The organism is Meridianimarinicoccus marinus (assembly GCF_040689105.1).
In the GTDB taxonomy this organism is placed as follows: domain Bacteria; phylum Pseudomonadota; class Alphaproteobacteria; order Rhodobacterales; family Rhodobacteraceae; genus Meridianimarinicoccus; species Meridianimarinicoccus marinus.
Genome location: NZ_JBFBVU010000022.1, coordinates 43,075 through 67,749, shown reverse-complemented (window position 1 = coordinate 67,749; position 24,675 = coordinate 43,075). Strand labels below are relative to the sequence as shown.

Below are 24,675 nucleotides of genomic sequence, written 5' to 3'. Positions count from 1 at the left end.
CTGGCGCTGGCATTGGTGGCGAAATCGGACTCGTCGACCTCGAGGCTCGGCGCCGCCGCGCCGGCGTTCATCGTGGGCCCGTCGTCGCGGAAGCCGAAGGAGGTCGAGATGTCGACCGGCAGCGCGTCGGTGTCGCCGTCGCCATCCTCGGCGGTGCCGGTCAGCGCGACCTTGCCGGCGGCCATGGTCACCAGGTCGTCGGGATCGGCGGCATCGGGATGCACCACGGCGCGGCTCTGGTCGAGGGTGACCAGCCCGGCGGCATTGACGCTGATGCGCAGCACCTCGTCGCCGTCGCCGTTGCGGCCGACCACATCGGGGCCTTCAAGGCCCAGGGTGACCGGCTGGCCGGTGAGCGTGTCGGTGAGCCCGCTGCTGGGGTCGGTCACGCTCAGCGCATAGGTCACCGGGGCGCCGGCGGCCGGACCGTCGGCGCCATAGGCCGGGGTGAAGATGCCGGCGAAGCTGGCGCTGGCATTGGTGGCGAAATCGGACTCGTCGACCTCGAGGCTCGGCGCCGCCGCGCCGGCGTTCATCGTGGGGGCATCGTCCTCGATACTGCCCACAAGTGCCTGTGTGTTGAATGTCGCGTCGTCGCCTTCGGCGTCTTCGGCGTGCAACACGCCGGTGAAGTCGACCACGATCTCGTCATCATCGGATTGGTTGGGCAGCCCCTGCGGGTGATCCATGGCGTTGATCAGGTCGATCGTCGCGGTGCCATCCTCGGCCACGGTCACCGTGTAGATCGTGGTTCCGCCGGCGGCGGCCGTCAGGACGTCGTCACCAGCGGGGTTCACGTCGATCGCGACGGAATGGGTGATCGCGACGCCCCCCGACGTCAGCCCGAGTCCGTCGAGCGCGGCAAGCGCGGCCGCGTCGTTCGAGAGCCCGAAGGTGAGCGGCACGTCCTGGCCCGCGTTAACGACATTGTTGAGATCGGTCGATACGCTGGCGACCTCGGTCTCGCCGTCGGTGTCGGGCAGTCCGCCCGCCAAGGCGTCCTCGAACAGTTCGAGCGGTGCATTCGAGGCATCCTGTGCCGGGGCATCGTCTACCAAATTCATCAGGAACGGGTCGGTGTCGCCGACGATGTTGCTGACCTCGACCGCGCCGATGTCGAAGGTCTTGTTGGCGAGGCTGCGCCGCCCGTTGGAATCGTTGGTGATCTCGATCCGGTTCATGTTGGTGACCGAGAACACCCGGATCGAATACCCCTGGATCACGTTCTCGACATTGGCGGTCATGCCCTGGATGGAGATATTGACCGCCGTGTCGCCGCTGTTGTCGAATCCGTCCCCCGCATCCCAGGAGGCGACAACGACGTCGCTGGCGTTGCGCACTTCGACGCGATCGAAGACGACCGGCGTCTCATTGGTTCCGTCCTCGACGGAATTGTGGAAGAATTCGGCGTCACTGGTGCCGCCCTGCGCGGAGGTATCCACGAAGAAGCCATCCACATTGACGTCGACCCGGTTTTTGGCGTTGCCGCCGGTCTGCACCAGGCCAAACTGGATCTGGTTCACGCCGACCACATACTGGTCGAAGGTAATTGCATCGGCGTCGTGGCTGAGCTTGGCGGTCAGCGCGGCGCCGGTGATCGTGCCCGTCACCAGGTCAAGGCGCAACTGGTCACCGACCTTGACCGACTGCTTGTTGGTGCCAAGGCCGATGTTGCTGCTGTTAACGGTGCTGTTGTTGCCCTGATCGTCCGGATCAACGCCGTTGTCACTGTCGATTTCGTAGGGCGAGCTGGTGGCAAGCAACTGGATACCGCCGGCGCTGTCGCCGAAGGCCAGCCAGTCGTTCGCGCCCGAGGGGGCATCGCTGAAATCATCGAAGACCTGGCTTGACGCGACCGAAATGTTCACGAGCAGCGAGGAGATGTCGTTGGGATCGGTGTCATCGGCCTGTTCGAAGGCGAGGAAGTTCATCAAGAACACGTCCGAGGACGTCGCCGAGGTCGTGTCGATGATCGCGATAAAGGCAATATTTCCGGAGGTCGTGGTGCCGATCAGGATGTTGTCATCGGCAGGGTCCGTGGCCAGATTGACCGTTTCGTAGACGCCGGAAGTTGGGTCGAGCGCCTTCAGCGTGCTTGCGGTGCCGGTCAGGGGATCGCCGCTTGCATCCGTCCATGCAAGATTGTCGAAACCATCGGGTGTGCTGAGCGCACCGGAAAGAAGCGAGACGTTGTCGGGATCTCCGAGCGCCGCGCCGCCGGTCAGGTAGTTGGCGTCGAGAAATGTATAGAGCGCGGCCGACAACTCGGTCGAGAGATTGGCGACCGCGATTTCGTTCGTGCCGGCCTGTACGCCCGCAGTTTCGTCAAGGCTGATGGGACCGGAAATGACCAGTGACTCTTCCGACATGATTTTCTCCTCCCTGCGCAGTTCTTTGGGGTGCACGAAATGAAGGCTGCACCGCTGCCTTCCAGCCAATCCTGAACTGGCTGGTGAACTGTTTTCACAATGGTTTTCGTTGTCCGGTCACCATTCCGGAACCCACGGCAGACACCGCTCGGTCGACCTGGTCGAACGATTTTGGATAGTCGCCAATACGTTGTGTGGATGGCCTCGGGGTTGTTTTGGAACGCGTCTCGCGCTGATGTGAACGTAACACAATCGGCGGCTTTTTTCCACGATCCGCGTGGGTCGCGTTGCCATTCCCCGTCTGGCGCGGATGCCTGAACCATTGCCGGTCCGACAGAAATCTGGCGTAATACATTGAATTTTAATTTTAAAGAAATTGGGTCGGAAAATGGCAATCATGGAGAGGAATTTGGCGGTCAAACCCCCGACAATACACGTTAAAGTGTCGCAGGCTTTAGGTCTGTACCAAATGCAAGACATCTGAAAGCCGCCTGCCCGAATCACTTTTGGCGAATGTCGCCGTCAGGTTGCCGGGGCAGACGGTTTCCAGGAATCGGTTCAGATGAACAGGAAGTCGGACTGATCCAGATCAGCAGAGGCGATCCCGCTCAGCAGGATTGTATCGCTGCCATGGGTCACCAAAGTCCCGCCGGCAGTGTCCTCGAACGTGAGAGCGGCAAGGCTGATGCCGATCCCGGACAGGTCGATGCGGTCGGCGCCCGGTTCGAAATCGGTAACCACATCCGCCCCCCAGTTGTGATCGAAGTCGAATATGTCGGCACCGCCTCCGCCGGTCAGTGTGTTGTCGGCCCCGTTGCCGATCAGCCGGTCGTCATGATCCGACCCCGTCGCATCCTCGATCACGGTGCCATAGGCAAGCCCGACATTGTTCGTCCCCAAAGGGTCGATGGAACTGAAACCGCCTTCTCTCAGGTCGATCACCACGCCATACGCGGCGCCTGAGGCGTCGATTTCGTCGTGGCTGCCACCATCCCAGATGGTCCGGATCTGCCCTTCGAACATCGCATGATCGTATGTCGTGTCACCGGCCTCATGCGCCGCGTTGGCACCATAGAGATACTGAAGCGCGGCCATGTCATAGAGCATGTAGCTCGACACGTCGTTATCCATGCTGGCATGACTATAGGCGGTCATGACCGTGTACTGGCGCGTGGTGGCGGCGAACTCCAGGCTTGGATGCGACAGGCCGAGCGCGTGGCCGATCTCGTGGATCAGCGTCTTGAAAGCCTCGGTCCCCGGATCGTAGGACATCGCCGCGATCGAGTTGTCGAGCCACACATCCGCCGCCCTGGCACCGGCCGATGTCCCGGTCGGAAAATAGGCAAAACCACGTCCGCCCACGTCGGCACTCCCGAACACCATTTGCGCATCGCTGCCGGTTGCTTCGATGAATGACAGCCCGGTGAATTCCGACACGCTCGCCAGGATGCCGCGGGCGGCTGCTTTCTGGGCGTCGGTGAACTCGGAAAATGCATCATGGGGCGCGCTTCCGGCGGCGTAGTAGTCCGGTGTCGCGGTGGCAAATGAGAACGTGACGGTAGCGGAACTGCCGAGCGCGCCGGGCAGGTTGAGGCGGTTGGCCGTGGCGTCGACAAGGATGGCCTCGACATAGTTCGGCGCTGCCACGGGATCCCCGCCGCCAGTCGGATCGCCGGTGCCGGTTTCGCCAGGTGTTTCGGCACCGGTAACCGCAATCGTGACGGTTGCCGTGCTCTGCCGCCCACCGGCATCGGTGATGACATAGGTGAACGTGTCAAAGGCTTTTTCGCCCGGCGCCAGCCAGTCGAACTGGCCATTGGGATCGTAGTGGAAGACGCCGCCGCTCTCGAACGCCAACAAGCCAAGGGTTCCGGAATCGTCGAAGCCGGTGATCGCGAAGGTGTCCAGATCCGGGTCATGGTCGTTCTGCAGGACATCGCCGGTATGCAGCACCGTATCCGACAAGACGCTGAAGCCGGTCCCGAAATCGTCGACGGCAACGGGATCGCTTTGTCGGCCCTTGCCGCCGCCCTTGCCACTGTCCTGGGTCTTGCCCTTGCTGCCGCCCTTGTCGAAGTCGCCCAGGTTCAGAGGGTCCAAGGCAAGCCCAATTCCGCGATGTCCTGATACTGACGCCCGTTCTGCCGTGCCGATCATATTGCTGTCCTTTTCACGTTTCAGGCCGAGCCAGCCTCGCCGCGCTTTCCGAAAAAACCGATCGGCGAGCGGATGGAAGGTGTTCAGAACCTGGTGAAGATTCCGTTGATGTGAGACGTGCAGCTTGGACCGGTGCGCGGATGTGCCCGGGGAAGCGGGGCCGTGCCCGCCCGTTCTCTGTTGGGATGTTCAAGCCTGTATGCCGTCGGTTCTGCGCGTTCTGCGGCGCTTGGGGCATCGGCTACCATCGGCGGAAATGAGGCGCAACGTGAACGGATGCAGCGCCCTGTCCGGACGGCAGGATCTTGCCGGCCCGTCTGCCGACCTGACGGATCTCGAGGCAACGCTTGACGCCGTCGCCTCAGCGCATCCCCAAGTCCGGATTGACGAACCCCGGCCCTGGAACTTCAAACTGTCGACCTGACAACCCGGTGGCCCAGGAGTGATTGCCTCATCGCCCTTGTTCAACGTCGCAGCGACAGCATTTGCGATGTTCCGCTTTCCGGGGCTGCTTGGCGAACTGGATGCCATGGCACGTCGGGAATGATCGCTTCCGAACGGTCATCGCCACGCGCGCTGCCCTCAAATCGCGCAGCGGGTGGCCATAGGCCCCCTCTTTGCCCGCGGAGAAGATCGCCTTGAGAGACAAGGTCCGCGCCGCCGCAGACAAGAGAAAATGCTGGGCTATCCGAGCCTCCGAAGGCAATATATGTTCCTATTACGTTCTTTTGTGGGCGTCCGGTCAATCTTTTGGTGCATTTGCTACCAAAGCCTGGGATACAGCGACCGCCCGGTTCCGTTCGAGGTTGGCAAGCCAGTTCCATTCTGCCCCGGCGCGGGCGGTGGCGCCGAATGGAACGGGGCGGCCATTGTGCCTGGAGCCAGTCTGATACCCATTGGCGGGGTTGACTGGTTTACGAGGTTACGATGTCTGACAGCAAGGAGCGCGAGAGAGCATCCATCGGGGCACCTTGGATGGGCATGGCGACGCTCAATCCAATGCACGCGCTTGGCGAGCCGATTCAGGGAGACGAGGGTTGGCAAGGCTGGGTCTTTGCGATCGACGCCGATACCGGCGCGTGGGCGTGGCGGGCCAAGATTCGCTATCCGGAGGCTTGCGACATGACCCCCACAGACGGCGGTTTCACATGATTTGGTAATGTCGGCAGTAGTTTCTATGCGCTTGACAGCACCACCGGCGAACAGCTCTGGTCGACGGCGGCACCGGCGGCGGGGTGACCGGCTCCATGCAGGGCGGCTCGCAGGAGCTGGCGGTGGCCGCCGGTTTCACCTCACCCGCTTGGCCTCCCAGGCAGAGCAGCGCCATGGTCTAAGTGCTGGGGCTAGACGAGACCGCAAACAAATGGTCCGGCTTCGGCCCGCCGAGACACAGGAGCACGCATTTGGAACTCGACCCCGTCATCTTGTCGCGCATCCAGTTTGGTTTCGTGATCACCTTTCACATCATCTTTCCGGCCTTCACCATCGGGCTGGCGGCGTGGCTGACGGCGATCGAGGGCATGCGGCTGGCGACGGGAAATCTTGTTTATCGGCGGGTCTTCGATTTCTGGCTCAAGGTCTTCGCGGTCTCCTTCGGCATGGGCGTGGTGACCGGCATCGTCATGGCTTTTCAGTTCGGCACCAACTGGGGCGTATTGGCGGAAAAGACCGGCTCGATCCAGGGACCTCTCCTGGGGTACGAGGCGTTTACCGCTTTCATGCTCGAAGCCAGTTTCTTTGGCGTGATGCTGCTGGGGCGCGACCGGGTTTCGCCAGGCTTTTACCTGTTCGCTTGCTGCATGGTTTCACTTGGAACGGTCCTTTCGTCGTTCTGGATACTGGCCAACAATTCATGGATGCAGGTGCCGGTCGGCCACGAGATTGTTGACGGCAGGATCATCCCAGCGGACTGGCGCGAGATCGTCCTGGGACCGGTGATGATGGTGCGCTGGTCTCACATGTTGCTGGCCGCGTTCCTGACCACCGCAATGTGCGTTGCGGCCACCGGTGCCTGGTATTTCCTGCGTCGCGTGCACCTGTCCGAGGGCCGGGTGATGCTGCACTGGGGCCTCGGGCTTGCTGCCGTTCTGATCCCGGTGCAGCTGTACTTCGGCCATCTGGCCGGGGTTTATGTTCTGAAGCACCAGCCGGCGAAATTCGCCGCCATCGAAGCGCGCTGGCAGACGCAACAACCCGCTTCAGAGGTGCTGATCGCCTGGCCGGATGAGGCTGAGCAGCGCAACCGGTTCGCGATTGAAATTCCGAAGCTTGGCAGTTTCATCGCCTCGGGCAACTGGACCTCGAAAGAGGTGGGGCTGGATGCGTTTCCCGTCGAGGACCGGCCGCCGGTAATGATACCGTTTTTCGGCTTCCGCATCATGGTTTGCATGGGGCTGATCATGCTGACCGTATCCTGGGGCGGCAATCTGTTGCGCCTGTTGGGCAAGCTGGAGACGTCGCGCTGGTTCCTGTGGGCCGCGTTCCTGTCGTTTCCGTCCGGTTTCATAGCTGTGATCAGCGGCTGGTACACAGCGGAGGTTGGCCGCCAGCCGTGGGTGGTCTACGGCATTCTGCGCACCAAGGACGCGGTGACCCCGTCTTTGACCACCGGCGACGTTCTGATTTCGCTCACAGTATATTTCGTGGTCTACATGATCCTGATGACGTTCGGAATCTACTACATCTATGATCTACTGCGCAAAGGGCCGGTGGGCGACGGAAGGGCCATCCCTGCCGCCACGGCCAGCCGGCCTATGGCCTATGCCGATGATGCAGCCAGCGCCACCGGCGCGCGGTCCAGGGAGTGAGCGCGATGGAACCAATCGCGCTCGCCCTTTTCTGGGCCGGGGTCATCTCTGCGTCAATTCTGATCTATGTCATTCTTGACGGCTTCGATCTCGGCGTCGGCATCCTCTTCGGCACGACCCGCGACGAGAACCATCGTGAGGGCATGGTCACCAGCATCGCGCCATACTGGGACGGCAACGAGACCTGGCTGGTGGTGATCGGCGCCAGCCTCTTCGCCGCATTCCCTGCCGTCTACGCTGTCTTTCTCGGAGCCTTCTACCTGCCGGTCCTTCTGATGCTGGTCGGGTTGATCTTTCGCGGCATTGCGTTCGAGTTCCGCTATCGCTCCGGACCCATGCAGGCGTTCTGGGACCGCGGCTTTTTCGTCGGCTCCGTGGTCGTCGCTTTCGTTCAGGGCGCTGCCGTGGGCGGTTTGATGCGCGGTATCCCCGTCAGGGACGGGCAATATGCCGGCGGCAGTTTCAGCTGGTTGCACCCGTTTCCAATTCTGACCGGCGTGGGTCTGGTGCTTGGCTATGCGCTGCTTGGTGCGGGATGGCTGGTGCTGAAAAACGACGGCCCACTGCGCGATTGGGCCCGCGCAAGGATTCCGATGTTGTTGCTCGGCATCGCCGTCACGCTCGGTCTCGCCTTTGTGGTGGCGCTGACCATTGATCTGACCGGCGAGCTTGAACGTGGAGCACATCAGATCTCGGGCTGGGTGCTTGTTTTCCCGCCCGTCTCGGCCGGTGCACTGCTTGCAGTCTGGCTAACAGCAAGGTCGGGATACGACCACTTGCCGTTCTTGCTGACGGTGTTGTCCTTCGTCGCCGCTTTCGGAACCCTCGCGGCGATGATGTGGCCCTATATGATCCCCTATTCACTTACTGTCGCCGATGCGGCTGCGCCGCCGGCGTCATTGCTCTTTTTCACCTACGGCGGTGTCATCGTACTGCCAGCGATCGCGATTTATACAGTCGGCGTCTATTGGGTCTTCCGTGGCAAGTCACCTGGGGTCCGGGGTCCCAAAGATTCGGGTGGAATCTAGACAAGGGGTCTTGTGGTCCCTCGCAAAGTAGCGAAATCGAAAGAGCTCTGGCCGGTGAAAGTCTGCCGAGAGATCCCCTGATCCGCAGCTCGACCACAGGACCGACCGGCAGTCGATCCGAAGTAACTGCCGTCCGTCGCCGCCTCGACTTCCGCCGTCCTGGGCGCGCCGCTGGAGAGGGAATTTTCTCAGATGACCGTGCCCGGAAGAAATCTGGCGACGACATCGGCCTGTCCCGATCCGTTCGGGAAAATTGCACGGGCGCGTCCGGACAGCCGCACGAACAGTTCCCGCGCCTCATCCTGTTCACAAATGATCCGCGTTCCGGCCATAGCATCGATCGGCTCGAAGTGCAGCAACCGGTCGAACTCGGGACGCAGGTCCGCGAGCTCGTCGAGGAACGAGGTGCCATCGTGCGGTCTTTCAGGTCTCTCGGTCGAGGAGGTTGTAGAGCGTGATCGCGTGGCCGCGACACCCGCCACACGCGAGGTACATCTTGTCCGAGCAATTGCCGGGTTCGCTCAGACCTGCCAGGAAACCGGCCGTCTGCGGATACGGCCGGAAACAAAAAATCAGCACCGCCAATTCGATCGGCGGTGCTGGGTTTTAAGGGTGACGCGGGTTGGTCCCGAAACGGGCCGTCGGTTCAGCGCAAGGTCTCGTAACCGGCATCGACCCAGGCTTGAGTGCCGCCCTCAACCCAACTCACCCGGGCAAACCCGAGTTTGGCAAAGGCTGCTGCTGTTTTCGATGCCATGGGACCGGCCTGACAGGTCGCCACAATATGAAGCGACCGGTCAGCGAAGGCTGGTGGCAGGTTGCCGCGCTCGACATCACTGATGGAGATGAGCCGCGCTCCGGGGATCTTGCCCGTCGTGCTGTAGATCGCTTCTGGCGGTCTGGGGTCAACAAACTCGACGCCTGCGCGCCCATGATAGGTTCGCGCGGTCGCTGCCGAAATAGGGGTGGCAGAGGAGGTTGTGACGGAACCGGTATCGCTACAAGAAGTCATGGTCTTTGTCCTTTCTTCGTTTCGGCTCAGAAGCTCAACGTGGCGGCGCCATCGAGGATCAAGGCGTGAAGCGCTGGCGATCCGACGATCTGCGCGCCATCGATGAAGTCGCCTTCTTCGTAACCGCGCACCTTTGCGCAAGGCGGGCAGACAAGGATTCGGCCACCGTTGGACTGGAAATGGTCGATCAGCTCTTTCAGGGGCGGGTCGAAGGGGTTCATCTGCACATTGTCTGCGGCGCCTTTGCGCACCACGTCGACGCCGGCGCTGACGATGAACATCGTTACTTGCTGCCCAGAGGCAAGCCCGGTCTTGGCGATGGTGAAAGCCACGGTTGCACGTTCATCGTCAAGGCCGCGTGACAACACGATTGCCAGTTTCTTGGTTTGGTCTTCCATCTTGGTTCTCCTTTGCTGATTTCGATGGATGAGGTCCGGACGGTTCCCGGCCCGGGCGGGATTGCTGTGTCGGGTCATGCGGGGTGTCGATGCTGCCGGCTTTCGCGCAGTTCCCTGCGAAATGCCGTGAATGCGATGACGAAGGACACGACCGCGCCCATGAGGTTCGGCCATGCGCCGACAAAAAGGTCATGTGCCGCTCCAAACGGCGAGGCCGTGAGTTGAATGCCACGCATCCGAAGCGTGTCTTGTTGCATCCGGCCAATCATGACGAGGCAGCAAGCGGCCACGGCGAGCAGCGTCGGCAGGCCCGAATACGTTACCGCACCGACGGTCAGGACAACGGGCAGGAAGGCATAGCCGAGGCGCGAGAGCCAGGCGCGGTCGCCGGCAAGCAGTGCCACGGTCGTCTGAATTGCGCCCAGCAGGCAGACAGCCGTTGCCGTTTTCTGGCCCATCAGCGCGTAGCTGGTGGCATAGGAACACGCGGCGCCAAGCTGCACGGTCAGGATTGCATCGCGTTTGCGAAAGAACGGCCAGGCAAATTGAGCAGCCAAACCAGCGAAGCCGAAAACCGGAGAAAATCCAGGGGCCATCATGTGATCTATACCGATTGTCATGGGATTGCTCCTCCACATACAAACTAGTTGGTATGTTACGCAGACCGTATGGTATGTCGTCAATAAAAAGTTTTGAAGAGTCCAGCGGAATCCTCGTAAGGCACTGTAATAAAGCGAAAGGATTTGCGTTCGGAGGTCCTTCATATGCTGGCGTTGAGGTTGATATCGAAGAGAATCCCCCGTATATACAAACCGGTTCGTATGGAGAATCAGATGGCAACCAAGGCAGAATCGACCCGGGAACGCTTGCTGGCAGCTGCAAAGAAGCTCGTGATGTCCAAAGGTTTTGCGGGAACGTCGATCGACGACGTCCTAAGGGAGACCGGCCTGACCAAGGGGGCCTTCTTCCATTACTTCAAATCCAAGGCCGACATGGCCAAGCAATTGATGAAATGGTACGCGGAGGGAGACATGAACATGTTCCGAACCTTCCTCGCGCGTGCAGAGGCGGCTCATGACGATCCCATGGATCAGTTGATGCAGTTCCTGACCGACTTCGAAACCTATCTTTGTGATCCGGACCACCCTCCCAGAGGGTGCATGTACGCGCTCTACACCTATGAAGACGATCATTTTGAAAACAGCGTGAAAGACTTCGTTGCCGAGACGCTGCAAATCTGGACCGCGATGTATATCAGGAAGTTCCAGGAAGTGATCGATCTTTACCCACCTGCTCGGCCTGTGACCGCCAAACGCCTGGCCGAAATGATCGTTTCGGTCATCGAGGGCGGCCTGATCCTGGAAAGGGCCTATCAGAACAGGGGAATGACCGCCCGTCAGTCAGAACAGTTCCGCGAGTATCTGGAGCTTTTGTTTCCGACAGCGTCCGCGCGACGCGCTGCCTGAAGGGGACACGGGCTGCGGCAAGACAGACAAGAAACCGACGGATGAAATTACTGGCAAGAGAGATGTAGATCCAACCGCAAGAAAGGGAAGAGACATGGCTATTCGCACAACAAACGGACGTGGCCAACGTTACGGCGACATTCTCGATACGGTCGGGGATACACCGGTCATCCGCATCAATCGGATCGCGCCCAAGCATGTGACCGTCTACGTCAAATCCGAAGCCTTCAACCCTGCGGGCTCTGTCAAGGACAGGCTGGCTCTCAACATCATCGAAGCGGCGGAGCAAAGCGGTGCGTTGAAGCCCGGCCAGACTGTCGTGGAGGCAACCTCGGGCAATACCGGGATCGGGCTTGCCATGGTCTGCGCCGCCAAGGGGTATCCGTTGGTCGTGACCATGGCCGACAGCTTTTCCGTCGAGCGCCGAAAACTGATGCGGTTTTTCGGGGCCAAGGTTGTCCTTACCCCACGCGCACTCAAGGGGCTTGGCATGTACAACAAGGCCAAGGAACTGGCCGAGGCAAACGGTTGGTTTCTTGCCAGCCAATTCGAGACACCGGCCAATGCAGATATCCATGAAAGCACGACCGCACGTGAAATCCTCGCCGATTTTGACGGCGACAGGCTGGATTATCTCGTCACGGGGTATGGAACGGGCGGTACCGTAACGGGTGTTGGCCGTGTACTGCGGAAGGAGCGGCCAGACACCCGGATCGTCCTGTGCGAGCCTGCGAATGCGGCCATTGTCGGGTCAGGCTACGTGAACAAGCGCAATGTGAGTAACCAGCCGGTCGAAAGTCATCCCAATTTCGAACCGCACCCAATTCAAGGCTGGACGCCGGATTTCATCCCTTATGTCCTGCAAGAGAGTATCGACGACGGATTCTACGACGAGCTGATCGCCATTCCTGGCCCCGAAGGGATCGCATGGTCGCAACGGCTGGCGGCAGAAGAAGGCATCTTTGTCGGCATATCGGCGGGCGCAAGTTTCGCTGCAGCCATGAAAGTTGCCGAGAATGCGCCAGAAGGGTCTGTGCTGTTGGTTATGCTTCCCGATACCGGCGAACGGTATCTGTCCACCCCTCTCTTCGAAGGGGTGCCGGAAGACATGACCGAGGCGGAAGTGGAGATCTCTCGATCCACGCCGTATGGACAATTGGATGAGGGCTAATGTGCCAAGGCATTTGATCCCAGGATTTGATGGGGCGATCGGTTCATTGGAATGGAAGGTCGGCTATGGGACAGATAGGTCACGACTGCTCCCCCAATTGTTTTATGCGGAGGAGGAAAATGTTCTAAACCCGTTGGGAGTGTCCTGAACTCTGTGTAACTGGCCTGTCCCATGCGGGTTTCAGATACGGTCACGCATTGAAGCGTTCATCGAACTTGATAGCGAAGTGGTTTCGGGCGGCAACCGTTCGCGAACTTTTCTACCGACCTTCTCGAAGTGTCGGATCGCCAGGTAGATCAACTTGGTTGCCGCCTCCTCGGTCGGGAAAGACCCGCGGGTCTTTATGGATTTGCGGATCTCACGGTTCAGGCTCTCGATGGCATTGGTGGCGTAGATGATCTTCCGGTGAAATCTCAGGAATCTTTGCGACAACTCGCGACGGAGCGTGGCATGACAGTGCGGGGCAAAGAAGGTTTATTTCCCGGCCCATTTTTCTTCGAAAGCATCGAGATCAACGGCGGCTCTATCGGCGGAGGACTGAGCGCGGCCAATGATGAGACACTGACCACCGCCGTCAAGCGCCAGCACAAACCCCAACAGATCATTGGGATTTGCTGACCGCCGAGATCAGCGAGAGTGACGCGTGAGCCGCCACCGGTTCGAGGCCATGCCGAACGGCGCGGTCGGTCAATTACCAGATGACCATCGCCACGATGCCCCTGGCCAAGGACCTCGAAGAGTTCGACTTCGAAGCCACTGACATCCATGAGACGCCGCGCCGCGACCTGGCGACCGGTGACTTCCTCGACCATCAACGCAACCTGATCCTGATCGGTGGCACCGGAACCGGCAAGACCCAGGTATCGATAGCGCGCCGGGTCTGATGCCACGGGGAAGTCGATGTGGAACTGCCTCGACGACGTGATCGCGGATCGGACCCGGCGCGCTATCGATACCTGAAGTGTTTGGCACTTTTCCAGGCGCGTAGGTCTGTGCCGCATTCCGCTACCACCTTGAGTGCCAGAGGGGGTCCGAGGCTGTGGATCTGCGTCAGGTCCGTGCCCAATACTCCGTAAAGCGCAGCGCGCGCATCAAGGGACGGAGCATTGTGCTGCTTGCCCTTGATCCGTGCCTTGGGCAGCGGGGCCAGATCATCGTCTGCTTTGATGGTCAGCGCCCCCAACGCCGCCTCCAGCCTGCGGTCGCACGCCTCGATCTGCGCTTTGTAGAAATCGTATGGCTCCAGCGTCTGTGTCAGATCAAAGGGATGTTCCTCGCGGTCATTGCCGACCAATGCGGCTTTGATCGTGTCCATCGATGACTTGCAGCGGACATCCCGGAACGCGGCAAGAACCTTTGGATCACGCGCGCCAGCAACGATTGCGCGGATGATCCGCATGCCGGTTGCGCCGGTGACATCGGAGACCACATGATGCAGTTGCAGGTTCATCTTCATCAGCGCCTTCTGCATGTGCTGGGTGTGCGCCGCAGCGTACTCTGTCAGACGTTCGCGCTGGCGCATGTAGGTGCCCGGGGTGGCGATCCCGGCCTCCGGACGAAAGCTGCCGCGGAGCAACCGATGGGAATGTAATGGCCGCAACCAACCTGCATCGCTGACATCGGTTTTGCGGCCCGCACATTCTTGGCATAGCGGGCATTCACGAGGAGGACCTCGAAGCCATGCGCCGCCAGGATCTCAAGGGCCGGGATCCCGTGGACGCCGGTCGACTCCATGGCCACGCTGGTGACGCCGCAGGACCGGAGCCAGACCGCGAGACCGCGAGACCGTGCAAGTCCCGGGTAAATGTCCCGAAAGCCCGCACTGGCATGGCGACGGTGTCAGGGTTCACAGCCGCCATGCGCATGGTTGACCGATATCGATCGCAGCCGCATTGGGGTTGACCATCTTCAGGTCCGGGTGGTCGCCGGTCTTAGGCTTTGTCATGGCATCTCCTCCGTTCAGGGCGAAGGGCGTAGGCTTGCCAAGTTCGTCATCTTCCTAACCGGGATCGCTGCATAAGCAGCGTCACCACTCTCAAGAGCGCATCAGCCCATGTGCCACGTTTTTAACGGGGTCCAGCCCACCAACAAGCGATCGGCAACTGCCCTTCAGGCGCAGCATAGCACAAGCTGTTTTTACCGCGCACAGGCGGGCGAGGGCCCGGAACGGTTTTCCAAGATATCGCGCTCCTGCTTGAGGATGCGGATCGCTTTCCGCAACTCCGCGATCTCGCGTTGGAGAACAGATTGGAACGTCGACTTCTCAGGATTTTGCCGATCCTGCTGGATCCAACGGTTCAGCGTCGAGAAGCCGATACCGAAATCGGACGCCACCTGCTTACGCGGCAAGCCGCGCGTCAACGCAACACGCACTACTTCGGCGCGGAATTCTTCGGTCCGTTTCAGTCCCACAGTCAGTCTCCCTTGTTGCAGTAAATGCTGTCAAAGGAGCGCCATCAAACCGCGATAGGTCCACACCTGATCAACAAGCTCTACGAGCGTACCTCGGTCATCGTCACCACCAACCTCGCATTGCCACCAATGGTGTTCAGCGTGATCGTGTCACCCTCGATCTAAGTTCGTTCTTCTAAGGCGACACCCTTGCGGAGGGCATCCGTGGCCTTGCCCCCGTCGTTGGGCAGGCGGACAGACCGCTTCTGAATACCGTCGGTCACGAAATGACCTTCCGATTGCTCTTCAAGATCACCCCACGGACCGCTTTGACCCGAGACGAAACCGGACGTCGTTCTGGCATCTCGATGTGAGCCATCAGACCCATGCCGATTTCAGGATTCCGGAAAGCCGAGATCCTTGAGCGCCCGGGAAATGTTGTCCCTGACAACCGGATCGCGCATTGGAATTGACGAGAAGAACTGAGCAATCGACGCATCGGGGCGGCGGGCGATGGTCCGGTCATGCCAATACCGCGCCTGCGTGTCTCGTCCGGCCACCTTGTTGATCGCCGACGCAATCATCATGACGATGTAGTGCGCGCCGGGCTCACGCGCTCCGGTGTCGGTATGGCGGCAGGCCTGATCGTGGTCGCCGAGATGCAAGAGCGCAAGGGCCTTGGCCTGGTGCATTGCGTATAGAAACGGGTCCAGCGGACTGAGGGCGATGGCTTCATCCGCCGAGGCGAGTGCGATTGCCCCTCGGCCAGCGATCATGTCAGCGTGGGAGCGGGCGTAAAGCCCGTGTGCGAAACTCGGGCTCATCCCGATCGAGCGCTCCAGGTAGGTCTGGCCAGAGTCGTGGTCGCCATGCAACCAGAAGGACCGCCCGAAGTTGAAATTCCCGAACGGGTCCACCGGGTCTAACTCGAGACATTTTTCGGCAAACCGACGCGCGTTCTCGACCGCGACCGCCCTGTCCGCCGAATAGCCGACGAAGGCAGACTGAAAGGACGTGAAGGACCGGGCTGCGAAGGCGCGGGCAAAGCCGGGATCGAGATCGGTCGCCTTCGCGAAGTAGTCGGCGGCGACGTCGTTGTGCCTCCCGGTAAAGCGGTACATGTGGTGAAGTCCCAGGTGGTACAGGCCCCAGGCGTCGAGGCTTTCGGGCGACCGCAGCCGGGCACGCTCGGTCTCGTGCATGTTGATGTGCAATTCGAGACCCGAGCAGACCAGCCGGACGATGTCCGTCCGGATCAGGTGCACGTCGTCTATGCTGCCCGACAGTGTCTCGCACCAGATGACGCGCCCGTCGCGCGTGTCGGACAATTCAACCGATATCGACACGCGGCGCCCGATGATCTCGACATCCCCCGCGAGGCAATAGGCGGCGCCGAGTGTGGACCGGATGACGGACAGATCCGGCATCGGGTCGCGAAACCGGAAGGTCGAGCCGCGTGCTACCACTCGAATCCACCTGAGGCGGGACAGGGACGAGATCAGTTCCGCGGGAACGGCGTCGGCAATGGCCGTCCAGCCGTCCATTTCTCCCAGTCGGCGGAACGGCAGAACCGCAATCGACGGGCGCGCCGCTTCGACCACCGGCGCCTCGGCCAGAGGTTGGCTTTCGGTCCGGGCCGTCGCGGCAACGGCCTGGTGCAGCGGGCCCACGAAGCGAAAGCCCCGGCCGTGCACCGTGCGGATCAGCCGTTGTGATTTGCCATCGTCGCCGATCGAACGCCGCACGGTTTTCACCAACGTCGAAATCGCCGCGTCGGTCACGATCCTGCCGTCCCAGATCGCCTCGACCAATTCGTCCTTGGTCACGAGCCGGTCGGCATTGGCCACCAAGTGGCACAAGAGCGCGAAGGCACGCGGCTCGACCGGGACATCCTCTCCTGCCTGCGAGAGCTGTCCAAGAGCGGCATCCAGCGTGAAGTCTTCGAAGTCGTATCTCATGCGGGAAGCTTACGATTTCCTCATGAGTTCGCCATGAAATTCTCAGGCTTGTCTCAAGCATGGCCCGCGATCCTCCGGCAGATTGATCTCTAAACGGAGGCTGAAATGAACCAACAAATCAACATTGAGGACACCACGTCCGCATCACCGCTGGTCGATTTCTGGAACGATGTGCTGGCGCCGAAATTCATCCAGTATCGGCACATCCTCGTGGGCGGCTTGTCGCGCCATTCCGAGGTCGTGTTTCCGATGCTCGCCGTCGAGAAAGGGCAGCGCATCCTGGATGTCGGCTGCGGATTTGGCGACACGGCGATCGAGCTGGCCAATGCCACCGGCCCGCAGGGCGACGTTCTTGGCGTCGATTGCTGCGCGGCGTTCCTCGACCATGCCCGCAACGTCGCGGACGGAGAGGGTGTTCCCAACGTGCGCTTCCTGTGCCGTGACGTCGAACGCGGTCTGGAAGAACCGCCCTTCGACATGGTCTTCGCGCGCTTCGGCACGATGTTCTTTGCCAATCCGGTCGCAGGACTGCGGGCGATGCGGATCTGTCTCAAACCCGGCGGGCGGTTGGCCCACATCGTCTGGCGCCAACGCGCGGACAATCCCTGGCTGATCGAGGCGCGCGATATCGTCCGCCGCTACCTGCCACCCCCCGGAGAAGATGCAGCCACCTGCGGTCCGGGCCCGTTTTCCATGGCCGACGAGACCGTGACACGCGCCCAGATGGCAGCCGCCGGGTTTGAGGACATCGCGTTCCGGCGCGTCGACGCAAAGGTGATGGTCGGGCGCGATGTCGCCGACGCGATCGCCTTCCAGCTGGCCATCGGACCGGCAGGCGAAACCTTCCGCGAGGCGGGTCGGCTTGCCGAGGAACAGCGGCCGGAGATCGAGGCCGCGCTGGCCGGGATGTTCGAAGCCGTCATCGCCCGCGAAGGCGGGCTGTGGATGGACAGTTCCTCCTGGCTGATTACGGCCCGCAACCCGACCTGATCGCGGGTTTTCATCACGGCCCGCTTCCGCGGCCAATCCCCGGCGCGGGCGTCCTTGCCCGTCTGCGCCAACCAATCCGGCTTTGCCGAACCCACCCCGAAAGGACCACGATCATGACTTACAAGACCACTCTCGCATCCCTGTTGGCTGCCCTGGCCGTCGCAGGCGCCGTGCAGGCGCAGGACACCCATTCTCCCGCACCTTATCTTGCACAGGACGCCAAATGGGCGCCGGCGCCGCCGGTCCTGCCGGCTGGCGCGGATATCGCCGTCCTGTCGGGCAACCCCTTCGCCGAGGGCCAGTTCGTCCTGCGCCTGAAGCTGCCTGCGGGCTATGAGGTGCCGGCGCATATCCACTCGGGCGACGAGCTCATCACCGTGATCTCGGGCGAATTCAACGTCGGCCATGGCGATAAACACGACCGCGATGCAGGCACGCTGCTGACGGCGGGCGGGTTTGTCGAGATGCCGGCGGGCCATCCGCATTTTGCCTGGACCGGTTCCGAGACCATCGTCCAGATCCATGGCCCTGGCCCCTTCGACATCACCTACATGAACCCGGCCGACAACCCCGTCGGTCAGTGACGCAAGCCTCCGGCCGCCGCCGCGCGTGGCCGGAGACCGCCCAACCGGGCAAAGGCCCGACCCACCCCAACACAGACTTTGAAAGGAACCCACCATGTTCACCGAAACTGCCGTCAACAACGGCGTCGACACCGAAGCCCTGATTGGCGCCCGCGTCGCCTTTGCCGAGGCACCTCAAGCCGCACAATTCACTTTCCGCAGCGATTGCTCGTGGATCGAGGGTACCTACAGCACGAACAGCCTGAACGGCTATTTCGGGCTGGGACAGGAGCATACGCGCAAGCAGACCTTCAAGATCGAATCCGATCACCCCGAGGTCTTCAATGCCGGCGACCGTGCTCCGACCCCGCCCGAGATCGTGCTGGCCGCCCTGGCAAGCTGCCTGACCGGCGGCGTTGCCTCGGTCGCGCAGCATCGCGGCCTCCAGCTGCGCTCCGTGCGTGCAAGTGTCGAAGGCGACGTCGACGTGCGCGGCATTCTCGGCATGGATCCGGACCTGCGCAACGGCTTCTCCGCCATCCGCGTGTCTTTCGAGATCGACGCCGCGGCATCGCGGGACGAGATCGCCGCCCTGGTGGCGCAGTCGCAACGGCGCTCGGCCGTGTTCGACATCCTGACGAACCCCACCAGTGTTGCTGTTTCCGTCGCGTGACGGCTCCGCCATGCCCGCCGGTTTCCTCCCAGCCGGCGGGCGGGCGCTCCGGTCTTCCTGAAAGGACCCGCCCCATGCTGCGCATCCACACCCTTGTCATCGGCGCCGGCCAGGCAGGCTTGGCCATGAGCCATTGCCTGGCCCAACGCGCGATCCCCCATGTCGTGCTGGAGCGCGGAGAGGTTGCCAATTCCTGGAAAAGCGAACGTTGGGACAGCCTGCGCCTGTTGACCCCGAACTGGCAGAACCGCCTGCCGGGCCATGGCTATGACGGCCCGGATCCCGATGGCTTCATGGCCATGCCCGATGTCATCGGCTTCCTCGAAAACTACGCAAGCCTGTCACATGCACCCGTCGAAACCGGCGTGCGCGTCACCGCCCTGACCGCAGAGGGCGGCGGTTACCGCGTCGTGACGGACAAGGGCAGTTGGCAGGCAGAGCACGTCGTGGTGGCCACGGGGGCCTGCAACATCGCCTCGGTCCCCGGTTTCGCCCATGCCCTGCCGGCGCACATCACGCAGTTCACGCCCATCGACTACAAGACCCCCGCCCAATTGCCCCCCGGTGGCGTGCTCGTGGTGGGAGGATCGGCGACAGGCGTGCAACTGGCAGCCGAACTGCGCAGGGCAGGCCACGATGTCATCCTGTCGACCGGCGAACACATCCGCATGCCGCGTCATTATCGTGGCCGCGATATCCAGTGGTGGATGGAGGTGATCGGCCTCAACGCGACCCGGATCTCCGAGGTCGACGACATGGACCGTGTACGACGACTGCCCTCGCTTCAACTCGCCGGCAGGGCAGATCCGCAATTCGCCGATCTCAATGCGCTTCAGGCGCTGGGGATCGAGATTACGGGCCGTCTGGCCACAGTGCAGGACGGCGTGGCTAGGTTTTCCGGCGCCCTCGCCAATCATTGCGCGCTGTCTGATCTCAAGATGAACCGTCTGCTTGACGCCGTCGACGCCTGGGCCGAGACCACCGGCCCGGCGGGGCTGCCCGCGCCCGTACGGTTCGACCCGACGAGGGTTCCGGCCATGCCGTGCCTGTCGCTCGACCTGCGCGCGGGCAGGATCGCCACCGTGCTCTGGGCGACCGGCTACCGCCCGGATTACCGGTGGATCGAGATGCCGGTCTTCGACCGAAAGGGGCGTCTCCTTCACGACAACGGCGCCGTCGCACCGGGGCTTCACGTGCTCGGCCTGCCGTTTCTGCGCCGCCGGAACTCCGCGCTCATCGGCGGCGTAAGCGAAGACGCCGGCCACATTGCCGACAGGATCGACCGCACCCGCCACACCAACGCCGCCTGAAAGGAACCAGGGACATGTCTCTTGATCACCACGCGCACGACGACCGTATCCGAGCCTCCCAGTCCGGAGTCATTGCCCGGATGAAGGCAGACCCGGCCGCCTGCCAGCGCACCTACGCCACCATTGGCACGATCCGCGCGGGGCTTGCCTGCAACATTCAGCAGGGTCGGTTTTCCGCCACCACCGATCTCGGCCCCGCGATGGGCGGCGATGCCTCGGGGCCCTCTCCGGGGTTCTATGCCCGAAGCGCCATCGTCGGCTGCGTCGGCATCGGTATAAAGATGCTGGCCGTCCGGGAGCGCCTTGTTTTCGAAACCGTGACCGTCACCGTCGAGACGGACTTCGATGACACCGCTCTGATGGGCCTTGGATCGAACCCCGCCGGCCCCCGGCACACGAGAGTGATCGTCAACATTCAAAGCAAGGATGACCCGGAGCGTATCGCCGACGTGGTGAACCGCGCGCTGGAACGCGATCCATGGTTCCTTGCGCTTCGCGATGCCCATGCCGTGGACTCGCGGTTGACTGTTCGCGCGACCGCAGAAGCGGTCGATGCGACTTAATCCCCAAATGGAGGACACTGATATGAAGACGGACACCCAAATGGCCAGGCCATCGCACCGCCGACGTGTGCTCGCGGCCATTCAGTTGCAGGACCCTGTGTGGTGGTGCCTGGCGGCGATCGCCGCGCTTCTTGCGGCCGATCTTGCCGGGTTGCAAGGCGCGCACGAAACCGCCATCGCAATCGCCGCCTGCCTTGCGTTGACGGCCCTCCTGGATGACAGGACGCCAAAGCGGTTTCGGTCGCAGGTGCGGATCGTCTATCTCTGCGTGATGGCGCTCAGCTTCATTCCGGCAATGGGATTGCTGGTCTGGATCCAGATGATTGGAACCTTCGTTCTCGTGCTGACCGGTTATTGCCCGCTGGCGCGCGTCATGGCGCTGCTTCCGGGCAACCGTTCTGCCGGCCTGTCGTGGGACCTGATGCGTCATGTCATGCTGTACCCTGTAACCACAGGATCCATCGCCGAAGAATTGGGGTCGCATCGACCCACATCCCTTCAGGGACCCGCCTTTTGAGCAATCATTCCCAAGGGAACCAATGCAGTCTGCCGGGTGTCCATCGAATGCGTGATGGACGCTCGGGGCTTGTGGCCAATGGAAGGCTGATGTGACTGGTCCGGTTTTATTGTCGGTGCATGACCGGCTCTGGTTTCTACAGGATGATTGTCTGAGGCGCCCCTCGTTTCCCAGACACCCACCGGGATCAGTTTCTGCTTTCTGATTTCGAACTTAACGGGCGAGGGCATACCGTTGTTCACGTCCTTGCGCATCGGAGTGTGGAAGCTTTCGATGTCGGCGAACACCTCCGGCCGGGCGTTTCGCCGGTCGGTTCGACCTCGGATGCGTACCCGTTTCAGGAGCTGGAAGAAGCTCGCGGCGACGGTTCCGTCGTCACACGTCCCACGCCTGCCCATGCGGGGTCTCAGGTCGTGCTGAGGGAGAAACATCTGCCAATCCCGGCGGGCAAATCGAGATCCCTGAGCGGCGTGCACCCTGACCCGTCACTTGGGCTTGCGTCGCCAGACAGCCATCAGCAGGACCTGCAGGGCGCGGTCCCTGGTGATGCGGGATTGTGCGACCAGCCAACCACGCGGCGTGAAAACAGGTCGTTGACGACACCCAGGTACAGCCGACCCTCATGGTCTTGATGTAGGCGATGTCAGCCCCCGAAGCTGATCGGGCTGCGAGGCAAGGAAGCGCGGCTCCAGTCTGTTCTCGGCCATGACGGCGGGTTGGCTGCGGGGTCTCCGTAATTTCCGCGCCCAGAGCGCGCAGATCGTCTGTCAGCTTGCGGTCGTCATGGACCATGCCATTGTTCGACCAGGCCTGCCGGATCAGTTCGGTCTGGCACGCATCCTCCTGTGCTCGGTGGCTTGACGGCTTCTTGAGCGACGGGTGCAAGCCAGAGAATTGGACCCGCATCAAACGGCATATGACCCGGACGCCGAATTCCTCGCGATGCGCCCGAATGAAGCCGTACGTGTTGGCGACACGTGCGCCGAAATGTGGGGCAGGGCATCACGCTTGAAAGCGTCGCTGTCGTTACTTGGTCCAATGTTGGCCTCCTCGCCCCAAAGTCAGGGGGCAAGGCGTTTACAGATCCAGAGCCATCCCAATCTTCAGTCGCGCGTGATCATCATTCCGACGGGAAAAAGTTTTCGTCGACCATGCCGGAGGGTGAAGCCGGATGCGGATGGACCGCGCGCTACGGAGACGTCGGGCTTGATGCGGGCAACTTGCCTGTGACGATCGACGGATAACACCGAGGGGCAGGCGACCGGGCTTCTCGGCCTTCAAGTTATTCACCGAACATTGCCCCTTCGAATCCTCAAGCCGCGTGCGTGCCCTGGTACCGATCGACATTGCGGACGACCTTTTGACCAACCATGCAACTGTGGCCGGGGTACGCGCCGGTCTTGCAGAGAACGAGGTTGGTCCCTGTGGACCGACCTTCGCAAATGTTCAATGGTGGCATGACGACCTGTCATGAACTTGTCGGCTATCTGGCGTGACCTGACCCATGCGCCGCGACCGACACCGACCCGAAAAAGGAGCCTCTGAGTTGAAATTTCAGACATCGCTCAACCGCCGTGCCTTCCTGTCCAAAACAGCCGCTGCCGGGGCCACGTGCTTCGCGCCCGCGGTCTTCACCCGACCGGCCTGGGCGCAGGAGAGCGCGGATGTGCTTTTTTCCGGCGGCACCATCATCACAATGAACCAGGCCGGCCCGCAGGCGACGGCCTTGGCGGTGCGGGGCGGGCGGATCGTTGCGGTGGGTGATGCGGCGGAGCTTGAGGGGCTGCGCGGGTCGAATACCCGACTGGTGGACCTCGACGGGCGCACGATGACGCCAGGCTTCATCGACCCGCATATGCACAGCGCCTCGGTGCAGGTCGACAGCTTCGTCGATTGCGGCATCTTCACTAATGACACATTTGACGACGTATTGGACAAGCTGCGCGCCTCTGTGGCCGAGACACCGCCCGGTGAATGGGTCTATGGCGCCAATTTCGATCCGGTCCTGATCAAGGGGGCACGGGTCCCGACCCTGGCCGAATTGGATGCGCTGTCGCCGGACAACCCTTTCCTGCTGCTCGAAAGCAACGGCCATGTGGCCTATACCAACACCCTGGGCTTTCAGGCTGTCGGCATGACCCGCGACACGCCGAACCCGCCCACGTCACGCATCGTGCGCGACGCGGATGGCAACCTGACCGGACGTCTGGAAGAGCCGCCGGCCTTCGTGCCGCTTCTGGCCGCAATCCCCCAGCCGACGGCAGAGGAAAACGCGGCCCGTGTCCGGGCGCTGTTCGACAAGGCGTCCGCCAACGGCGTGACGGCGATGCAGGACATGAGCATCGGCTTGCTGACCGGGGGCAGGGGCGACATCGACATCCTGAACGCCATCATGGCGGACGCCCCGCCGCTGCGCTATCGCGGTGCCCTGCAATCGACCCAGATGGGTATTTGGGATGAAATGGGCATCACCCCGAACCAGGGCGACGACATGCTGCGGTTCAACAAGATCAAGGCCTGGTCGGATGGCTCGAACCAGGGCTATTCCGGGTTCCAGCGCGACAACTACCTGGGCAAGGACACGCGCGGCGCGCTGAACTACACGCAAGAAGAACTTTTTGCCGTGGTTCGCGACGCCCATAACGCCGGCTGGGATGTGGCGATCCATGCCAATGGCGATGCGGCCATCGACGTGACGCTGGACGTCTATGAAGACGTCCGGGCGCAATCCCCGGATCCGGACCGTCGCCACACGATCCAGCATGCCAGCGTTCTGCGACCCGAGCATATCGACCGGATGGTTGCGCTCGGGGTCTCGCCGTCATTCCTGATCGGCCATGTGCGCTGGTGGGGCAAGGCGTTCCGCGACGAGATCCTCGGGCCGGAGCGCGCCAAGTTCTACGATCCGGTCGCCTCGGCCATTGCCGCGGGGCTGCCGGTATCATTCCACTCCGATTACAACGTCACGCCGCTCGGTCCGCTGCGCATGGTGCAGGATGCGGTGACTCGGATCATGGCCGATGGCGGCGACGTGTTCTTCGCAGACGAGCGCGTTTCGCCGGATCTGGCCTTGCGCGGCGTGACCATCGATGCCGCCTACCAAAGCCGGATCGACGACATCTGCGGCAGCCTGGAGGTTGGCAAATACGCCGACCTTGCGATCCTTGAGGACGATCCGACACAGGTCAGCCCCCTGTCCATCGAGAAGATCAAGGTCAGCGAAACCTGGTTGGCAGGTGAGCAGAAACTGGGGGCCTGAGGCGGGCGCATGGCTCCGCCGGGGCAAGACGAAAGCGCGATGC

Annotated in this window: 22 protein-coding genes and 2 pseudogenes; 13 read left to right on the top strand and 11 right to left on the bottom strand. The window is 61.9% G+C overall.

Going from position 1 to position 24,675, the window contains the following annotated elements; genetic code table 11:
• A partial coding sequence (locus AB0T83_RS15350) for a DUF5801 repeats-in-toxin domain-containing protein (protein ID WP_366194097.1) occupies nt 1–2,369 on the bottom strand: 2,369 nt, incomplete at its 3' end.
• Between the two features lie 558 nt (nt 2,370–2,927).
• A complete protein-coding gene (locus AB0T83_RS15345) occupies nt 2,928–4,526 on the bottom strand; it encodes a M10 family metallopeptidase C-terminal domain-containing protein (protein ID WP_366194096.1) in 1,599 nt (532 codons plus the stop codon).
• A gap of 927 nt (nt 4,527–5,453) precedes the next feature.
• On the opposite strand from AB0T83_RS15345, the gene AB0T83_RS15340 reads away from it, so the two are divergent.
• The 3 genes from AB0T83_RS15340 (at nt 5,454) to cydB (ending at nt 8,361) form a co-directional block, all read left to right on the top strand.
• On the top strand, nt 5,454–5,678 hold the full coding sequence (locus tag AB0T83_RS15340; protein WP_366194095.1) for a hypothetical protein: 225 nt from the start codon (nt 5,454–5,456) through the stop codon (nt 5,676–5,678).
• Nucleotides 5,679–5,860: 182 nt separating this feature from the next.
• Complete coding sequence (locus AB0T83_RS15330; protein ID WP_366194094.1) at nt 5,861–7,333, top strand: cytochrome ubiquinol oxidase subunit I; 1,473 nt, start codon at nt 5,861–5,863, stop codon at nt 7,331–7,333.
• A gap of 5 nt (nt 7,334–7,338) precedes the next feature.
• A complete protein-coding gene (gene cydB, locus AB0T83_RS15325; RefSeq protein WP_366194093.1) occupies nt 7,339–8,361 on the top strand; it encodes a cytochrome d ubiquinol oxidase subunit II in 1,023 nt (340 codons plus the stop codon).
• 188 nt (nt 8,362–8,549) lie between these two features.
• On the opposite strand, the gene AB0T83_RS15320 is transcribed toward cydB, so the two are convergent.
• The 4 genes from AB0T83_RS15320 to AB0T83_RS15305 all read right to left on the bottom strand — a co-directional run bounded on the left by AB0T83_RS15320 (nt 8,550) and on the right by AB0T83_RS15305 (nt 10,391).
• Complete coding sequence (locus AB0T83_RS15320) at nt 8,550–8,843, bottom strand: hypothetical protein (RefSeq protein ID WP_366194092.1); 294 nt, start codon at nt 8,841–8,843, stop codon at nt 8,550–8,552.
• A gap of 164 nt (nt 8,844–9,007) precedes the next feature.
• Nucleotides 9,008–9,373: a rhodanese-like domain-containing protein gene (locus tag AB0T83_RS15315; protein ID WP_366194091.1), complete on the bottom strand. Its 366-nt coding sequence runs from the start codon at nt 9,371–9,373 to the stop codon at nt 9,008–9,010.
• A gap of 26 nt (nt 9,374–9,399) precedes the next feature.
• Entirely contained in the window at nt 9,400–9,771 is a 372-nt protein-coding gene (locus AB0T83_RS15310; protein ID WP_366194090.1) for a DsrE family protein, read from the bottom strand.
• A 74-nt stretch (nt 9,772–9,845) separates the two neighbouring features.
• Complete coding sequence (locus AB0T83_RS15305) at nt 9,846–10,391, bottom strand: YgjV family protein (protein WP_366194089.1); 546 nt, start codon at nt 10,389–10,391, stop codon at nt 9,846–9,848.
• Between the two features lie 213 nt (nt 10,392–10,604).
• Between AB0T83_RS15305 and AB0T83_RS15300 the strand changes: the two genes are divergently transcribed.
• Together AB0T83_RS15300 and cysK are read left to right on the top strand one after the other, a co-directional pair.
• Nucleotides 10,605–11,237, top strand: a complete 633-nt coding sequence (locus tag AB0T83_RS15300) for a TetR/AcrR family transcriptional regulator (RefSeq protein ID WP_366194088.1) — start codon at nt 10,605–10,607, stop codon at nt 11,235–11,237.
• A 94-nt stretch (nt 11,238–11,331) separates the two neighbouring features.
• Complete coding sequence (gene cysK / locus AB0T83_RS15295; protein WP_366194087.1) at nt 11,332–12,408, top strand: cysteine synthase A; 1,077 nt, start codon at nt 11,332–11,334, stop codon at nt 12,406–12,408.
• 190 nt (nt 12,409–12,598) lie between these two features.
• Here cysK and AB0T83_RS20590 read toward each other — a convergent pair.
• Nucleotides 12,599–12,813, bottom strand: a pseudogene (locus tag AB0T83_RS20590) (transposase); the annotation flags it as partial.
• 99 nt (nt 12,814–12,912) lie between these two features.
• Here AB0T83_RS20590 and AB0T83_RS15285 point away from each other — a divergent pair.
• Nucleotides 12,913–13,280: pseudogene (locus tag AB0T83_RS15285) on the top strand (ATP-binding protein); the annotation flags it as partial.
• 74 nt (nt 13,281–13,354) lie between these two features.
• Here the strand turns inward: AB0T83_RS15285 and AB0T83_RS15280 are convergent.
• The 3 genes from AB0T83_RS15280 to AB0T83_RS15270 all read right to left on the bottom strand — a co-directional run bounded on the left by AB0T83_RS15280 (nt 13,355) and on the right by AB0T83_RS15270 (nt 16,757).
• A complete protein-coding gene (locus tag AB0T83_RS15280) occupies nt 13,355–13,930 on the bottom strand; it encodes a hypothetical protein (protein ID WP_366194086.1) in 576 nt (191 codons plus the stop codon).
• Nucleotides 13,931–14,544: 614 nt separating this feature from the next.
• A complete protein-coding gene (locus AB0T83_RS15275; RefSeq protein ID WP_366194085.1) occupies nt 14,545–14,820 on the bottom strand; it encodes a transposase in 276 nt (91 codons plus the stop codon).
• 374 nt (nt 14,821–15,194) lie between these two features.
• The gene (locus AB0T83_RS15270; protein ID WP_366194084.1) at nt 15,195–16,757 is read right to left on the bottom strand and encodes a winged helix-turn-helix domain-containing tetratricopeptide repeat protein; all 1,563 of its coding nucleotides are present in this window, start codon (nt 16,755–16,757) and stop codon (nt 15,195–15,197) included.
• A 105-nt stretch (nt 16,758–16,862) separates the two neighbouring features.
• Between AB0T83_RS15270 and AB0T83_RS15265 the strand changes: the two genes are divergently transcribed.
• The 6 genes from AB0T83_RS15265 (at nt 16,863) to AB0T83_RS15240 (ending at nt 21,373) form a co-directional block, all read left to right on the top strand.
• The gene (locus AB0T83_RS15265; protein WP_366194083.1) at nt 16,863–17,747 is read left to right on the top strand and encodes a class I SAM-dependent methyltransferase; all 885 of its coding nucleotides are present in this window, start codon (nt 16,863–16,865) and stop codon (nt 17,745–17,747) included.
• Between the two features lie 113 nt (nt 17,748–17,860).
• Nucleotides 17,861–18,331 (top strand): cupin domain-containing protein, encoded by a 471-nt coding sequence (locus tag AB0T83_RS15260; RefSeq protein WP_366194082.1) that lies wholly within the window; start codon nt 17,861–17,863, stop codon nt 18,329–18,331.
• Between the two features lie 94 nt (nt 18,332–18,425).
• Nucleotides 18,426–18,983, top strand: a complete 558-nt coding sequence (locus AB0T83_RS15255; RefSeq protein WP_366194081.1) for an OsmC family protein — start codon at nt 18,426–18,428, stop codon at nt 18,981–18,983.
• 74 nt (nt 18,984–19,057) lie between these two features.
• The gene (locus AB0T83_RS15250; protein ID WP_366194080.1) at nt 19,058–20,293 is read left to right on the top strand and encodes an NAD(P)-binding domain-containing protein; all 1,236 of its coding nucleotides are present in this window, start codon (nt 19,058–19,060) and stop codon (nt 20,291–20,293) included.
• Nucleotides 20,294–20,307: 14 nt separating this feature from the next.
• Entirely contained in the window at nt 20,308–20,856 is a 549-nt protein-coding gene (locus AB0T83_RS15245) for an OsmC family protein (protein WP_366194079.1), read from the top strand.
• 22 nt (nt 20,857–20,878) lie between these two features.
• Complete coding sequence (locus AB0T83_RS15240) at nt 20,879–21,373, top strand: hypothetical protein (protein WP_366194078.1); 495 nt, start codon at nt 20,879–20,881, stop codon at nt 21,371–21,373.
• On the opposite strand, the gene AB0T83_RS15235 is transcribed toward AB0T83_RS15240, so the two are convergent.
• The gene (locus AB0T83_RS15235) at nt 21,355–21,660 is read right to left on the bottom strand and encodes a hypothetical protein (protein ID WP_366194077.1); all 306 of its coding nucleotides are present in this window, start codon (nt 21,658–21,660) and stop codon (nt 21,355–21,357) included. The genes AB0T83_RS15240 and AB0T83_RS15235 overlap by 19 nt on opposite strands.
• Nucleotides 21,661–22,919: 1,259 nt before the next feature.
• Between AB0T83_RS15235 and AB0T83_RS15230 the strand changes: the two genes are divergently transcribed.
• On the top strand, nt 22,920–24,632 hold the full coding sequence (locus AB0T83_RS15230) for an amidohydrolase (protein ID WP_366194076.1): 1,713 nt from the start codon (nt 22,920–22,922) through the stop codon (nt 24,630–24,632).
• The last annotated feature ends 43 nt before the right edge of the window (nt 24,633–24,675 follow it).

Bases quoted from the DNA above. Each gene is read 5' to 3' on its own strand.
- AB0T83_RS15250 (WP_366194080.1), top strand. From the start codon at position 19,058: ATGCTGCGCATCCACACCCTTGTCATCGGCGCCGGCCAGGCAGGCTTG.
- AB0T83_RS15255 (WP_366194081.1), top strand. From the start codon at position 18,426: ATGTTCACCGAAACTGCCGTCAACAACGGCGTCGACACCGAAGCCCTG.
- cysK (WP_366194087.1), top strand. From the start codon at position 11,332: ATGGCTATTCGCACAACAAACGGACGTGGCCAACGTTACGGCGACATT.
- AB0T83_RS15270 (WP_366194084.1), bottom strand. From the start codon at position 16,757: ATGAGATACGACTTCGAAGACTTCACGCTGGATGCCGCTCTTGGACAG.
- AB0T83_RS15315 (WP_366194091.1), bottom strand. From the start codon at position 9,373: ATGACTTCTTGTAGCGATACCGGTTCCGTCACAACCTCCTCTGCCACC.
- AB0T83_RS15300 (WP_366194088.1), top strand. From the start codon at position 10,605: ATGGCAACCAAGGCAGAATCGACCCGGGAACGCTTGCTGGCAGCTGCA.
- AB0T83_RS15245 (WP_366194079.1), top strand. From the start codon at position 20,308: ATGTCTCTTGATCACCACGCGCACGACGACCGTATCCGAGCCTCCCAG.
- AB0T83_RS15305 (WP_366194089.1), bottom strand. From the start codon at position 10,391: ATGACAATCGGTATAGATCACATGATGGCCCCTGGATTTTCTCCGGTT.
- AB0T83_RS15240 (WP_366194078.1), top strand. From the start codon at position 20,879: ATGAAGACGGACACCCAAATGGCCAGGCCATCGCACCGCCGACGTGTG.
- AB0T83_RS15310 (WP_366194090.1), bottom strand. From the start codon at position 9,771: ATGGAAGACCAAACCAAGAAACTGGCAATCGTGTTGTCACGCGGCCTT.
- cydB (WP_366194093.1), top strand. From the start codon at position 7,339: ATGGAACCAATCGCGCTCGCCCTTTTCTGGGCCGGGGTCATCTCTGCG.
- AB0T83_RS15345 (WP_366194096.1), bottom strand. From the start codon at position 4,526: ATGATCGGCACGGCAGAACGGGCGTCAGTATCAGGACATCGCGGAATT.
- AB0T83_RS15340 (WP_366194095.1), top strand. From the start codon at position 5,454: ATGTCTGACAGCAAGGAGCGCGAGAGAGCATCCATCGGGGCACCTTGG.
- AB0T83_RS15260 (WP_366194082.1), top strand. From the start codon at position 17,861: ATGACTTACAAGACCACTCTCGCATCCCTGTTGGCTGCCCTGGCCGTC.
- AB0T83_RS15280 (WP_366194086.1), bottom strand. From the start codon at position 13,930: ATGCGCCAGCGCGAACGTCTGACAGAGTACGCTGCGGCGCACACCCAG.
- AB0T83_RS15265 (WP_366194083.1), top strand. From the start codon at position 16,863: ATGAACCAACAAATCAACATTGAGGACACCACGTCCGCATCACCGCTG.